Origin of the sequence: Dyella sp. (genome assembly GCF_035503745.1) — a bacterium.
Classification (GTDB): domain Bacteria; phylum Pseudomonadota; class Gammaproteobacteria; order Xanthomonadales; family Rhodanobacteraceae; genus Dyella_B.
Window position 1 is genome coordinate 25276 of the sequence record NZ_DATJTC010000021.1, and the last position, 14312, is coordinate 39587.

At 63.5% G+C, this 14312-nt stretch carries 11 protein-coding genes; 4 read left to right on the forward strand and 7 right to left on the reverse strand.

Features of this window, described 5'->3' with window-relative positions:
* The first annotated feature begins 245 nt into the window (after positions 1 to 245).
* Together VME63_RS08490 and VME63_RS08495 are read left to right on the forward strand one after the other, a co-directional pair.
* Positions 246 to 1271 carry an aldo/keto reductase gene (locus VME63_RS08490; RefSeq protein WP_325432243.1) on the forward strand — a complete coding sequence of 342 codons (1026 nt, stop codon included), beginning with the start codon at positions 246 to 248 and terminating at the stop codon, positions 1269 to 1271.
* Positions 1272 to 1837: 566 nt separating this feature from the next.
* On the forward strand, positions 1838 to 4771 hold the full coding sequence (locus VME63_RS08495) for a bifunctional diguanylate cyclase/phosphodiesterase (protein WP_325432244.1): 2934 nt from the start codon (positions 1838 to 1840) through the stop codon (positions 4769 to 4771).
* Positions 4772 to 4827: 56 nt separating this feature from the next.
* Here VME63_RS08495 and VME63_RS08500 read toward each other — a convergent pair whose 3' ends face one another.
* From VME63_RS08500 to VME63_RS08515, 4 genes are all read right to left on the reverse strand, one after another.
* Positions 4828 to 5091 (reverse strand): hypothetical protein, encoded by a 264-nt coding sequence (locus VME63_RS08500; RefSeq protein WP_325432245.1) that lies wholly within the window; start codon positions 5089 to 5091, stop codon positions 4828 to 4830.
* Between the two features lie 177 nt (positions 5092 to 5268).
* On the reverse strand, positions 5269 to 6714 hold the full coding sequence (locus VME63_RS08505; protein ID WP_325432247.1) for a serine hydrolase: 1446 nt from the start codon (positions 6712 to 6714) through the stop codon (positions 5269 to 5271).
* 70 nt (positions 6715 to 6784) lie between these two features.
* On the reverse strand, positions 6785 to 7546 hold the full coding sequence (locus VME63_RS08510) for a LytTR family DNA-binding domain-containing protein (protein WP_325432249.1): 762 nt from the start codon (positions 7544 to 7546) through the stop codon (positions 6785 to 6787).
* A complete protein-coding gene (locus tag VME63_RS08515; protein ID WP_325432251.1) occupies positions 7543 to 8661 on the reverse strand; it encodes a sensor histidine kinase in 1119 nt (372 codons plus the stop codon). The genes VME63_RS08510 and VME63_RS08515 overlap by 4 nt, the downstream gene beginning before the upstream one ends.
* Positions 8662 to 8788: 127 nt before the next feature.
* On the opposite strand from VME63_RS08515, the gene VME63_RS08520 reads away from it, so the two are divergent.
* A complete protein-coding gene (locus VME63_RS08520) occupies positions 8789 to 9271 on the forward strand; it encodes a GNAT family N-acetyltransferase (RefSeq protein WP_325432253.1) in 483 nt (160 codons plus the stop codon).
* Here the strand turns inward: VME63_RS08520 and VME63_RS08525 are convergent.
* Both VME63_RS08525 and VME63_RS08530 read right to left on the reverse strand, forming a co-directional pair.
* Positions 9250 to 10896 carry a PQQ-dependent sugar dehydrogenase gene (locus VME63_RS08525; RefSeq protein WP_325432255.1) on the reverse strand — a complete coding sequence of 549 codons (1647 nt, stop codon included), beginning with the start codon at positions 10894 to 10896 and terminating at the stop codon, positions 9250 to 9252. The genes VME63_RS08520 and VME63_RS08525 overlap by 22 nt on opposite strands.
* Positions 10897 to 11308: 412 nt before the next feature.
* On the reverse strand, positions 11309 to 11686 hold the full coding sequence (locus VME63_RS08530; RefSeq protein ID WP_325432257.1) for a hypothetical protein: 378 nt from the start codon (positions 11684 to 11686) through the stop codon (positions 11309 to 11311).
* Between the two features lie 166 nt (positions 11687 to 11852).
* Between VME63_RS08530 and VME63_RS08535 the strand changes: the two genes are divergently transcribed.
* Complete coding sequence (locus tag VME63_RS08535) at positions 11853 to 13382, forward strand: GGDEF domain-containing protein (RefSeq protein ID WP_325432259.1); 1530 nt, start codon at positions 11853 to 11855, stop codon at positions 13380 to 13382.
* A 143-nt stretch (positions 13383 to 13525) separates the two neighbouring features.
* On the opposite strand, the gene VME63_RS08540 is transcribed toward VME63_RS08535, so the two are convergent.
* On the reverse strand, positions 13526 to 14278 hold the full coding sequence (locus VME63_RS08540; protein ID WP_325432261.1) for a CDP-diacylglycerol diphosphatase: 753 nt from the start codon (positions 14276 to 14278) through the stop codon (positions 13526 to 13528).
* Positions 14279 to 14312: the final 34 nt, after the last annotated feature.

Here is a 14312-nt window from a genome sequence, read left to right on the forward strand (position 1 = left end):
CTTAAGCGCAAAACCAATGTTCCCTTCGCAACGGACGCATTCGATCCGATAACCGATCGCATGCCATCGCCAGCATGCAATCGCTGTCTAGCGGTTGTCTTGCGATTGTCGTATTTGCTTGTGTCCGATCGCCCCGTCTTATTGCCCGATCCTCCGGGCGCTTGCGCGGACGTCTTGCAATCGCGCGCGGCGACGACCAAGTTTGGATCGACCTCTCCCCACCATCCATCACGAGGATTGCTTACATGGAATATCGACATCTTGGTGCCTCCGGTTTCAAGGTACCGGTGCTTAGTTTTGGAACCGGAACGTTTGGCGGCAAAGGCGAGTTTTTCCGCGCCTGGGGCACGACCGAGGCGGACGAAGCGCGGCGCCTGGTCGACATCTGCCTCGATGCCGGTCTCACCCTGTTCGACAGCGCGGATATCTATTCTGCCGGCGCCGCCGAATCGGTGCTGGCCGAGGCGATCAAGGGACGTCGCGACAAGGTGCTGATCTCCACCAAGGCCACCTTCCGCGCGGGTGACGAACCCAACAGCGTGGGCTCGTCGCGCTATCACCTGCTACGTTCGATCGATGGCTCGCTCAAGCGCCTGGGTACCGATTACATCGACCTGTTCCAGTTGCATGGCTTCGATGCAAAAACGCCGGTGGAGGAAACCCTGTCCACGCTCGACGACCTGGTGCGCGCAGGCAAGATCCGCTATCTGGGCGTATCCAATTTCTCGGGCTGGCATCTGATGAAATCGCTGGCCGCGGCCGATCGCTACGGCTATACGCGCTATGTCGCCAATCAGGCCTATTACTCGCTGATCGGTCGCGATTACGAGTGGGAGTTGATGCCGTTGGGCCTGGACCAGGGCCTCGGCGCGGTGGTGTGGAGCCCGCTGGGCTGGGGTCGCCTCACCGGCAAGATCCGCCGCGGCCAGCCGCTGCCCGCGACCAGCCGTCTGCACAAGACCGGGGACATGGGGCCGCAGGTAGGCGATGAATACCTCTACCGCGTGATCGATGCATTGGATGAAGTCGCCGAGGAAACCGGCAAGAGCGTGCCGCAGATTGCACTCAACTGGCTGCTGCAGCGCCCCACCGTATCCACTGTGGTGATTGGCGCGCGCAACGAGCAACAGCTGCAGCAAAACCTGGGTGCAATCGGCTGGAACCTCACCAAGGAACAGATCGCCAAGCTCGATGCGGCCAGCGAGGTCACGCCGGTTTATCCCTACTGGCACCAGCGCGGTTTTGCCGAACGCAATCCGCCGCCAGTCTGAAGGACAGGCAACATGGCTGCGGACGACGGGGTCCGCAGCCGGTGTCGCGCAGCGGCGGTGCCGGGCTTTTCGCACCATCACCCCATGCCACGCACGCGGTGTCTTGTTAAGCCGCCCGCCGTTTCGAACAACGCGATTGCAGCCGCCTGTCATCCAGTTCCGGCGCGTTACGGGACACGTCCGCTTGCTGCAAGTTGCCCGGGCTGCCGGGCCATCTCGCACCGTTCCGCGTTTGCCGCATGGGCGCATGCCAAAAGTCATGCAAGACGGCCGGACGCCCGGCGTTCATGACCCCGCCCGACCATCTGCTACGAAACGCCCCGCGTCCGGCATGGGGCGTCATCGGGTTTAACGCACGCCCCCTGTAACAAGTCGTTCAGACCACGCTATGCTGGCCCGGAGCCCCAGGATGGAAGGGGCTGGGGAACGGGGGAATGTATCAAGCCATTGGCCCACTGACCGATATAGTGGCAATGTACCTGTGCGTTCAGTCCGCATATAAGAAATTTCACGCTTTTTGGACTGCAGTTAGCCGCTGATAGGTAGCCAATGCCAGTCGGGTGATCATGAGCCGAACGCTTCCCATCGCTATCGGAGCCAAGCACGAGTCGGAATACACGGCTTGGCTTGGACGCCTGATCGAGGCTGCCACGCCGGAAGAAGTGGGTTTGCTCATCGAACAACTGATTCGCGCGCAACGCGGTTGCGAGCGTGCCCAAGTGCTGTGGCTCAATCCGTCCAAGGGACGCTACCAGGCAAGCGACCGGGCCAGTCCCGACCCGGCGGAACTGAGCCTGGCGCAAGCGGCGCTTGCCGCGCCCAACGCGCAGTCTTCCTCCGATGGCACGCTGTACGCGCTCACCTTGCTGCGCGAAGAACAAGTCGTGCTGGTGCTGGGCTTGTGTCAAGAAAAAACCGCCAAGGCGGTGCTTGCCAGCGTGGGGCCTTACCTGCAGCTGGGCGTGCGCCAGCTGCATCACGCGATCAAGCTGGCCGACCTGTACGATTCCCATACCCAGCTGGAACATTCGGAAAACCTGCAGCGCGCCTTGTTCGCTATTTCCGATCTGGCCGGATCGAACCTCGATATGCCGGACATGCTGCGCGAGATCCATCGTGTGGTCAGCGGCCTGATGTACGCCGAAAATTTCTTCATCGTGCGCTACCACCCCGACCACGGCACCATGCGCTTTCTGTACTACGCCGACACGGTGGACAAAGACCAGCCCGATACCACGCGCGAAATCCCCTTGGAGGAACGACGCCATACGCTTACCTGGTATCTGCTGACCCAGGGTAAGCCGCTGATGGGCAGCAACGAGCAGCTCAACCAGCAGGTGAATGGCCCCACCATGCTTTCAGGCCCCGACAGCGAAGACTGGCTGGGCGTGCCGATGCTGCACGACGGCAAGGTGGAGGGCGCGGTGGTGGTGCAAAGCTACGGCACCAGCCATGTCTACACCCGCGACGATTTGTCTTTGCTCGAATTCGTCGGCCATCACATTCTTACCGCGCTGGAGCGCAAGGAACACAAGGACGAGCTGGAACTGCGGGTGCGCCTGCGCACCGAGGAACTGGCGCAGGTCAACCAGGGCCTGCGCCAGGAAGTGCGCGAACGCCTGCGCGCCGAGCGGCTGCAGGAAGCGCTGTTCAAGCTGGCCGAGCTGGCGACCGCCGACATCGACGAAACCACCTTCTACCAGCGCGTGCACGCCGTGGTGGCGGGCCTGTTGGACGCACGCAATTTCTTCATCGCCCTGCTGACCGACGACAGTGCCAACCTCGATTTTCCCTATTACATCGATGCCGGCATCCATCGCCCGCAAAAGCGGCCGATCGGGCAAGGCCTGAGCGAATACGTCATGCGGCGTGGCCAGCCGTGGTGGGGCAGCCGCGAAGACATCGTCGCGCTGGCCGACACCGGCGAGGTGGTGCCGCGTTACGTCGGCGAGCCGGCGGCGTGCTGGCTGGGTGTACCGTTGAAAGTGGACGAAGCGGTGATCGGCATCGTGGTGGTGCAAAGCTACGACGCGAATGCCAACTACGGCGCGGCCGACCAGGAACTGCTGAGCTTCGTGGCGCTGCAGATCGCCAACAGCATTTATCGGCGCCGTTCCGCCGTGGCGCTGCAGCAGGCCAATCTGCGGCTGGAACACCGCGTGGAAGAACGCACGCGCGAATTGCGCGCGGAAATCTCGCGCCGCGAACAGATGCAGCAGCAATTGCATCACCAAGTGATGCACGACCCGCTTACCGGCCTGCCCAACCGCGGCTATTTGCGCGAGCGGCTGGACAGCGTGTTGCACCTGATCCAGCACGATTCGAGCCGGCGCTGCGCCCTGCTCTATCTGGACATCGACCGCTTCAAGGTGATCAACGATAGCCTTGGGCACCTGGCCGGCGACGAATTCCTCAAGGCGATCGGCCTGCGCCTGCTGACCCATGTGCGCGAACCGGACATGGTGGCGCGCCTTTCGGGCGACGAATTCGCGATCCTGCTGGAAGACATCGAAACCACCACCACCGCTACCGCCGTTGCCAGCCGCGTGCTGCACGCGGTAAGCCTGCCGTTGCGCATCTCCGGCAAAGAACTGGAGCCGTCCATCAGCGTGGGCATTGCCTACGGCGATGCCAGCTACCTGGACGCCGACGAGCTGATCCGCGACGCCGACATTGCGCTCTACCAGGCCAAGCAGCTTGGGCGCAAACGCTTTGCGGTATTCGACGAGGCGCTGGCCAAGGGCATGGTCGATGTGCTCGCCATGGAAAGCGAATTGCGCAAAGCACTGCGGCTGAACGAATTCGAGCCGCATTTCCAGCCCATCTGCCGGCTCGGCGACAACCAGGTGGTCGGCTACGAAGCGCTGATCCGCTGGAACCATCCGCAACGCGGGCTGCTGCGGCCGTCGGACTTCATCAAGATCGCCGAAGACAGCGGCCTGATCGAAGCGATCGACTGGCGCCTGTTCGAATTAAGCTGCCGCCTGATCAGCCAGCATATCCCTGGCACGCCCTTCATCACTTTCAACGTGTCGGCGCTGCATCTGCGCCACATGGATTTCGATACGCGCATCCTCAAGATGCTCGAACGCGTGCACCTGTCGCCGACACGCCTGATCACCGAGGTGACCGAAGGCGCGCTGCTGGACAACCCCGAAAGCGTGCGCGCCATGCTCGATCGCCTGCGCATGTCCGGCGTGGGCGCCGCGCTCGACGATTTCGGTACCGGCTATTCCTCGCTCAGCTATCTGCATTCACTGCCGTTCCGCATGCTGAAAATCGACCGTGCATTCGTCAGCGAACTGGATAAACCCGCCAGCAGCAACAGCACCACCGTGGTGGCCGCGATCCTTGCGCTGGCCCACGCGCTGAACATCCAGGTGATCGCCGAAGGCATCGAAACGCAGGCGCAATACGAAATATTGCTGAGCATGGGCTGCGAAATGGGGCAAGGCTATCTGCTGGGCAGCCCCGCGCCGATCGAGCGCTGGAAGCGCTGATCGGCTACGCCGCAAAAAAACGGCGCCGTTCGTAAAGTAGTGAAAGTCAGCGGCGGCTAGCCGTGATGGCTGACGAAGCCGGGATCTTTCGCGGGCGGGTTCTGGCCGTGCTTTTCCTTCACCTCGCGCAGCAGTTCCAGCACGTGCGCGCGCTGCTCCTTGCGCTTGCGATCCTGCGCGGCAAGCAATTCCTGCCGCCGTGTCATGCCCGCCGGTTCGGGCCCAAGCGTGCTTTTCGCTGTCGGATGGACGATCCGCGCCAGGTAGTTGGACCACACCCGAAAATGCGAGGACGAACGGGACGGAACCTGGGTCTTCATTGGACGGACCTCCACCATGCTGACGGTTGCCCGCGGCAGATCGATGGCTGCCCGGACCGCCAATGTGCACCAAGAACCGTTAGGCCTTCGTAACGGCCGCGAAATCGATTTGCTGAGACCGCCCGCCCCTGGCCTCACGTCAGAGCATCGTCCGGCGGGGGGAAGGTTAGCGCGCCGTTATCGCCCGGCCGCCGCGAGTTCTTTCGCTTCCCGGTGCGTGGCTTGGATGGTCGCGGCGATCAGCGCCAGGTCGTCCTCGATACCGAAGCTCTCGCCCTGGGAATAGCCGAAGCGCACGATCACCAACTGCTCGGAAGGGATGATGTAGATGCGCTGGCCTAGGTAGCCGCTGGCGTAGAAACCATCCTTGGGAAAGCCCGCCCGCACCCGCCAAGCAGCCGCGCGGCTCGGCCCATCGTTGGTCCAGAAACCGGCGCCGTAAGGTTCCCCCAGGGTGGAACGGCGCGACCAGGCCACCCATCCCTCGGGCAGGATCCGCTGTCCGTCCGGCGCCACGCCGTCGTGCAAGTACAACTCGCCGAAGCGCGCGTAGGTGCGTGCCGGCGCGTAGACGTACGAGGCTCCCATGAACACGCCACTGCCATCGAACTCCATGGTCAAGCCACTCAGGCGCGCCGGTTCCAGCAATTGGCGCTCGGCAAACGTACGCATGCCCGCTTCGCCGCCGCCAACGGTTTGGCCCAGCAGGCGATCCAGGATCAGCGTGTTGCCGGATGTGTAATCCCAATCCGTACCCACCGGCGCGCGCAACGCATAGCTCGCGGCGTACGCGGCCATGTCGTTCTGAAGGTATTCCATGCGTGCCACTGGATTGAAGCCATTCTCCCTTTCTTCCACGCTGAGGCCGCTGCGCATGCGCAGCAGATCCTCGATGGTGATGCGCTGGCGTGGATCATTGGCCGCCGCCCACTCGGGCGCTCCGACCTGTTGATCCACGCGCAGACGCCCTTGCCTGACCAGGATGCCCAGCAAGGCATTGGTGAAGGATTTGGCGACCGAATAACTCAGCAGCGGCGTACTGACGCCAAAACCGTTGGCGTAGCGTTCGGCGATGACATGGCCGTCCTTGACGATCACCACCGCCTTGACGTGCTTGGTCGGCGTGCCGGCGTGTTCGTCGAATTCGCGATCGAGCGCGGCACGAATGATCGGATCGTTCGTGCTCACCGGCGTGGCCGGTGCGAAACCGTCGTCGGCCGGTGCCGGCAACAAAGGCCGCGGCGCGGGCGCCGGCGGCGTATCGGCGAACTGCAGGCGGCAGCCGTAGCCAGGCGTGAAATCCGCCCTGGCGTGAAACAGGCCCGCGAAGCTTGCCTCCACGCTGCGATGGGCACGGTCCACGCGGTAACTGGCCAGCCGGTCCAGCGGCCGGCCGATGATGGGTTTGACCAGTTCCTGGAACGTCGCCTCCGGATCCAGCCCGGCCACATAAATGGCCGAACAAAGGTTATGCGCCGCCATGCCGGCCGCCACCCGCGATGCGCTGGTCACGCGCGGCAACTCCACCGCCAGCGCCGCGACCAGCACCAGGCCGCCGGCCAACATCCATACCCGCTTGCGCATCACCGAATCCTCAAGCCATGCCGTGATGAGGCGCAGCATGCCCCGTCATGAAGCGCAAAGGCGCCAGTCTGGGACGAACCCCGGCCAGCCGGGGACGAGCCCTGCCCGGTCACAAGTGCGTGAGCAAGCTTGGTGGCAGATTGTCCAGGTAACGGCGGGTCCAAGTGAGCCGCGCGCCGTCGTCCAGCAACAGCCGGTATTCCCCTTCCGGCCACGGCAACACTTCGCGAATGGCTTCAAGCCGCACCAGCGCGGAACGGTTGACGCGCGCAAAGCGCAAGGGACTGAGGCGCGAGAGCATGTTCTCCAGCGTGCCGCGCAGGCGATAGCAACGCCCTTCGCTATGCACGTCCAGGTAATTGCGGCTCGCTTCGATGTGGCTGATGCGGTCGGTGCGGATCAGCTGCGCACTCTCCTGGTACTGCACCAGCACGTGCTCAATGTAACGCGCAGGTGCGGGCAAGGTTTCCAGCAGGCCGTCGATGCGCTGGCCCATGTCCATCCTCGGCACCAGGCGTTCGCGCAGGCGCTCAATCAGGCGGTCGAAGCGCTCGGGGCTGACCGGCTTGAGCAGATAGGCAAAGGCATGCACGTCGAACGCCTGCAAGGCGCGATCGTCGTGTGCGGTGACGAACACGATCTCCGCCGGCAACGGATCGCCCAATGCCCGCAGCACGGCGAAGCCATCCATGTCGGGCATGCTGATATCGAGAAACACCACGTCAGGGCGCGTCTTGTTGATCAAGGTCAGCGCATCGTGCCCATTGCCCGCCTCGCCCACCAGCAGCACGCCATCGGCCATGGCGAGATAGCGCTTGAGCTTGCCGCGCGCGGGCGCTTCGTCGTCGACGATGACAGCGCGCAAGGTCATGGCGTGCGATCCTCGGCATAAGGAAGCCACAACGACACGCACGTGCCTTGCCCATCGCGGCGCTCAAGCCGCAAACCGGCCGCATCGCCATACAAATGCTTGAGCCGTGCCTCGATGTTGCTCAAACCGATACCGTGCCCACGATGCGTGCTCGCGCCCTCGCCCCGGCCGCCATCGCGCACGGACAGTTCCAGGCGCCGATCGCAACGCTCCGCTTTCACTTCCACATAGCGGACCGCATCAACACCGCCGTGTTCGATAGCGTTTTCGACGATCGGCTGCAATACCAGGCACGGCACGCGCGCGGCGCCCAACGATGGCTCCGTCTCGATCCGCACCGTCAATCCGTCGCCGAAACGTGCGCGCTGGATATCCAGATACAGCTCCAACAATTTCCGCTCGTCAGCCAGCGCGTGTTCTTGCCCGCGCGTGCCCAGCGTCGCGCGCAGCAGCTCGCCGATACGCGCCAGCATCTCGTCGGCCACGCGCGGCCGTTCGTACATGATGGAGGAGACGGCATTGAGCGTATTGAATAAAAAGTGGGGATTGAGCTGCAGGCGCAGCGCATCCAGCCGCGCTTCGGATAGGGCCGATTCCAATTGCACCGCGCGCAGCTCGCGCTGCTGCGCCTGGCGGTAGCGATCGCCCAGCCACAGCACAAAGGCCAGCAGCAGGTAATAAAAAACGTCGCTGGGAAATTCCATCAAATAGCGCCACGACATCCTGCCGTAGTCGTAGTCGCCATAGCCGAACAGCCCGAACAGCGCGATCCGCGACCCCCACATCAAGCTTGTATGCAGCACCGACACCAGGCACAGCAACAGGGCATGGCACGCCAGATGCCGCCAGCGGCCGGACATCGTGCGGATACGCCGGAACGCCGCGATCAGCAGCGGCACCAGCACGCCGAAGCTCAGGCTACCGGTCATTTCCTCGATCAGGTGGGGACCGAACGCGGCCGATGCCACACCATTGGACACGTCGTTGAGGTAGCGATGCAGGGCATTGAGCACGCCGATCAGTACCACCACACCGAACCACATCGACAGCCAGTAGCGGACACCGCCAAGCGCGCCGGTATCGTCGGTCCAAAGGGTTGGGGCAGGTTTGCGCATGGCGGGCCGGATCAAGTGATGGCGCCGTTTTACCATGCGCGTCCGCGCCCGACCTAGCCCATGCCGTGGCAGCGCCATGCCTGAGCTACACTCAACGCCAACACTGACAGGGGGAGCGGCCCAAGCGATGCGCATATTGCCTGGCGATCTGACCGACCCGCGCATCATCGCCCTGCTCAACACGCATGTAACCACCGCGCGCGCAGCCACCGCACGCGGCAGCGCGCATGCGCTGGACGTAAACGCGTTGCAGGCCCCCGACATCAGCTTCTGGGCAAGCTGGGATGGCGAGGCCTTGCTGGCGGTCGGCGCGCTGCGGCGGCTGGCGCCCGACCACGGCGAAATCAAATCGATGCATACCGCGCAGGCCGCGCGCAGGCATGGCGCCGGCAGTGCCATGCTGCGCCACCTGATCGACACCGCACGCGCGAACGGACTCTCGCGGCTCAGCCTGGAAACCGGCGCCTGGGATTACTTCATTCCCGCCCGCGCTTTCTACCGGCGCCATGGCTTCGTGGAATGTCCGCCGTTTGGCGATTACTCGGCGGACCCCAACAGCGTGTTCATGTCGCTGGATCTACGCAACAGTCACTGTCCCGCACCCACATAATCCACGCGCCAGATAGTATTGGAGCCGTCATCGGTCACCAGCAGCGAGCCGTCCGGCGCCACCGTCAGACTGACCGGACGCCCCCATACCTGCCCATTGGGCAGCACGAAGCCCGTGAGAAAATCCTCATATTCGCCGCTCGCCTTGCTCGTATGATGGCGAGGAATGCGGATCACCTCATAACCTACGCGCGTGGCCTTGTTCCACGATCCGTGCTCGGCGGCGAACAAGTCGCCGTGGTATTCCTTGGGAAAACGATTAGCCTCATAGAAGGCGATCTGCAGCGAAGCGTTGTGCGGCTGCAGGATCACGTCCGGCGTAATGACCTTGTCCTTCAGCTCGGGATGCTTGCCCGCATGGCGCGGATCCTGGTGCGGGCCCATATACCACCACGGCCAGCCGTAGAAACCGCCTTCACGCACCGAAGTAATGTAGTCGGGCACCAAATTGTCGCCCAGCCCGTCGCGCTCGTTCACCGTGGTCCACAACTGTCCATTCTGCGGATCGATGGCGATACCGGAGGGATTGCGGATACCCCATGCATACACGCGCTGACCGGTACCGTCGGGATGGAAGGCAAGGATGTCGGCGCGATTCTTCTCGGCCGGCGAGACGTCCGGATCGTTCACGTTGGAAGCCGAACCGACCGCGACGAACAGGGTCTTGTTGTCGCGCGAGAACGCCAGGTCGCGCGTCCAATGGCCTTCGCCATGCGGCAGGTCCGCCACGTGCTCGGCCTTGCCGCGCGCCTTTAGATCGCCATTGCGGTAGGGAAAACGCAGCACCTCATCGGTGTCGCCCACGTACACCCACTGCGGGTCCGCCCCGTTCGGATAGAACGCAATACCGTAGGGACGGCGCAGATGCGTAGCAAATACCGCCGTTTGCCGAGGCTTGCCGTCCGCGGTCATGCCGCGGAACACGCGGATCTGGCCGCTGCCGCTTTCGGCCAGGAAGATATCGCCGTTCGGCGCGGTACGGATCACCCGTGGCTCGCCCAGCGAATCGGCGTAGAGATTCACCCTGAAGCCGGCCGGCGCCTTGGGCATTACATCGGCGGGCCGCGCCACCATCGTCGGCGCGTTGCCGGCCGAGGCGGTGGCATACGGCGCCGGCAAGTCGGCCAGCGTGATCTTGCGCACCTTGCCGGGTATTTCGTAGCGGAAATCGGTGAAGGGAGGTGTCGGCGGCGGCGTGGTGACGGACGAGGCGATCGCTTCGTTCTGCGCAACCGCGACCGGCTTTGCCGTCGGCAAGGTCTTCAAATACGACACGATCTGCCAGCGCTGCTGCGCCGGCAGCGCGCCCCAGGCGGGCATGCCGTCCATCGGCGCGCCCTGGGTGATGAACCAGAACAGGGCGCCATCGCTCGCCTGCTGCGCAGGGCCGTGCGCCAGTGCGGGAATATTGCCGGTGCCCTGCCCGCTCAGACCATGGCAGCTGGCGCAATTTTTCGCGTACAGATCGCGCCCTGCTGCCGCCGCCGAAGCCTGGCCGGCGTAAGGATTGCGCAGCGATGACGCCGCGGCCGGCGCGTCATGAAAGGTCGGCGTATCGGCCGCGCCGCAGGGCGACGCCACGCCAACGAGTGCGAAAAAAAACAGCCCGGAAAAGGAGGACGACATCAACGATTGCCTGGCCAAGATCTGTCTCCATTCGCTTAAGGTTAAGACCGAACGCATAGGTTCCGTGCCGCCAGCGGCATCCTTGCGCTATTGGCTGGCCGATCGCGCAAATGTCTATAACAGCGCATCTTCATGCGATGTGAAATCGCACACAGACCGGTACCATTGTGCGGCCTGCGCATGACGGCCGCGTGCTCGATGCTGCGAAAAAATTGCCCGATCATCGGAACTCGGCTGCGGCCCGCAGCATAGCGCAGGCACACGATCTGCCCGCGACGCATTGACGCAACAGGATCGATCAAAACAGAGGCCGGGCGAATGTGCCGAAGGTGGGGCGCCTTCAGCGAAGGCTAGTAGATCGGCAATGCCGGATCAAAGGTACGGACCGGGTCCAACGTCCCGACGGGACGTCTTAAAAAGAGACCGTGCGCGTTTGTTTGGCAACGCCCAGGATATCGGGCCGATGATCGGCCACTGACACGCTGAGCACCGCGCAGATGACGCCGAGCATGGAAAGCGCCAGCCCCGACGGCATTTGGTAAATGAAGTGCATCAGCTTGGCCACGCCGAACCAGGAATGCGGATTGTTCACGAACATGCACGCTTCCGGGCAATAGTTGCGCATCCACGACTCCAGCGTGGGCTGGTTGGTCCAATAACCGTCATGGAGCCATCGCAGCAGTTGGAATCCGCACCAGACCAGCGCCGCCATGTTCAGGATGACGCCGCCCAGCCAGAGCGTGAATCCCACCACCTCGCGAGCGATTTGATTGATGCGCGCCATCGTCATGTCTGCTGCTCCACGGTCCTGCCGACTTCGGTGATTGCCTTGACCGTTCATGCATATCCCATGCCGATGATCTTTGCCGGTTGTGACGCAGGCGCCCCCCATTGCCGACTTTTCTGGTAAACCGGCATTGCCGAAGATTCCGGCGCGATCGGCCCGTTATCCGTACATGAAAATCCAGTCTTGGACTCCCAGGATTTACGCGCCGGTGCTGGCCGTTCAGCTGGCTCTGCTGGCCGTGGCGCCCAAGCGGGTTTTGTCGGTGAATTACGGCCTGGTGCTGGTGGTGCTTGCGATTACGCTATTTCTGTGCTGGCACCGCTTTCGCTTGGCCGTACGCCACAACCGCCCTTTATGGGCACTGTTGTTCATGGCGCTGGTGTCACAAACTGCCGCTTTCGGCCTGTTGTTCAGCGATTCGCTGGTCAACCCGCAGGGTACGCTGGTCGCGTTCGATCCCACGTTTTACTTTTGCCTCAACAGCCTGCTGCTCACCATCGCGGCCGCGTACAACCCCATCGCCCCGCTGTACCGCCTCGCGGGCCTACTGGACAGCATCCTGGCCTGCATCATCGCGGCGCTGTTCTATATCCTGCTGCACCGGGTGATCGACCACGCAGCGACGGACACTGCGGCGGCCGTATTCATCATGTGGATGTTCGACGCCATGAGCACGTTCGTGGCGCTTGTATCGACCTTGCGTTTTGTCTCGACCAAGCGCGCGGACGAGCGGCGTTTCTACTTCGTGCTGATGACGTTTGCGTGGGCCGATGTGATTTTTCCGGCCGCTCACAACCGTTTCATTCTCCACAGCGAATCCTACCTGCCCGAACTCCTGCTCAGCCTGCCTTTTGTCATCGTGGGCGTGCTACTGAGCCGTCGCCGCAAGGTATGGTTTCGCGGTTATCGGCCATCGCGAAGGGCCAGGATGCTCGCCGCAGGGCTCAACCCCTTCGCGCTGAGTCTGGCGCTATGCCTGCTCGCCTTCGGCGAAATCGGCACCAGCCCGCTGCTGGCCTTGTGCGCGCTGGTGCTTGCGATCACCAGCTATGCCGCACGCGCGGCCATTGTGCTCAGCCGGCAGCTGACCTCCGAAGAGGAACTGCGCGCACTGCAGCGCAACCTGCAACGCGCGATCGTGCACGACGACTTGACCCGGCTGCTCAATCGCCGCGGCTTCTACCGCAAACTCGATCGCGCCTGGGAGGCGGCAGCGGTATCGGGCCATCCGATCACGGTGGCGATGCTGGACATCGACGCCTTCAAACTGTTCAACGACACCTACGGCCATCTGGCCGGCGACGAATGCCTCGCGGCGGTCGGCGCCGCGCTGGCCGGCGAAGCCGCAGCCTCGCCCGAAGTCACCGTGGCGCGTTACGGCGGCGAGGAATTCGCCGTGCTGCTCCAGCACGCCAACCGCGCCGACGCGGAGCGGACGCTGCAACGCATGCGCCTGCGCGTGGAGGCACTGGCCATTGCGCACGTGCGCAGCAAGCAACAGATCGTCACGGTCAGCGCGGGCCTGGCCAGCACGCTGGATGCCCATTATCAGGACAGCGGAAAACTGCTCGACGCCGCCGACGCCGCGCTGTACGAAGCCAAGCGCGCAGGACGCAATGGCATCCGCTGGCATACCGCAGACCCGCGGCACCATCCGCATTTGGCGGCACCGGAGCAAGAGCGCACCGGCGAAGGTTGACGCATGGCGCCCACACGGATCACCACGCTCAATCGCCCTGCCGGCCAATCACCACCCGGTACAACGGATGAACGCCAGACCCTTTACACGTACTTGACGTCAAGGTCTTGGCGAATGGGAACGGCATGTATGCCCCAATGCCGCTAGGGTGGACGCCGGGCGATGGCGCAGGTGGGATCCTGCAGTTCCTCGGCGTGTCCGTGGTCGCCCGCCGCAACATCCACACGGCCACTCAGCAGCACGAAACCGGGTTGATGGGCTGCGTTGTACGCACCAACCACCGCGAGGCTGCGCGTGGCCAGGGCCTCCTTGGATGACAGGTTGCTGGCCAGGTCCTTGAACGGATTCTCATCCAGGTTTTCGCCCGCCACCCATTTGGCCAGATAGCGATGTCCCGACGGCGGCAAGCCCTGCGGCAGCGGACGCCAGTCCTGCGTGATGGCGGGAAGCCAGCGTTGGATGGCATCGCGGACGTCGCCGCGCAGGCAATCGATGTGGATATGCAACTGATCCTGCGAACGCCCCTGGCTCGAATTGATCGCCAGACCCAATACGTCGCGCGGTTGTTCGGCGTGCAGCGACGCCTCCACGAAAAGGCGCGCCCTCCACGCCTGGGCCGGGTAATTGGCCGCATCCGCGGCGAGCAAGGCAGGGCTTTCGATGCCGGTGATCCGCGCCAGCGGCAACAACAGGTACTGATACGGCCCGTTGCGATCTTTGAAGACGGCGTAGCCGCCAGGACCCAGTTGCACATCGGCGCAGGGTGCCGGTGGAAAAATCTTTCGCATGGCCTTGGGTGCGCAGCGCTGATGGATCGCGTCCCACAGTACGTTTCGATCCTCGAACTTCTGGGTTGCCGGTGGCGATTGCGCAGCGGCGATGCTGGAAGCAAACATGGCCAACGTCAGCGACCAACGCGGCACGCGGCAC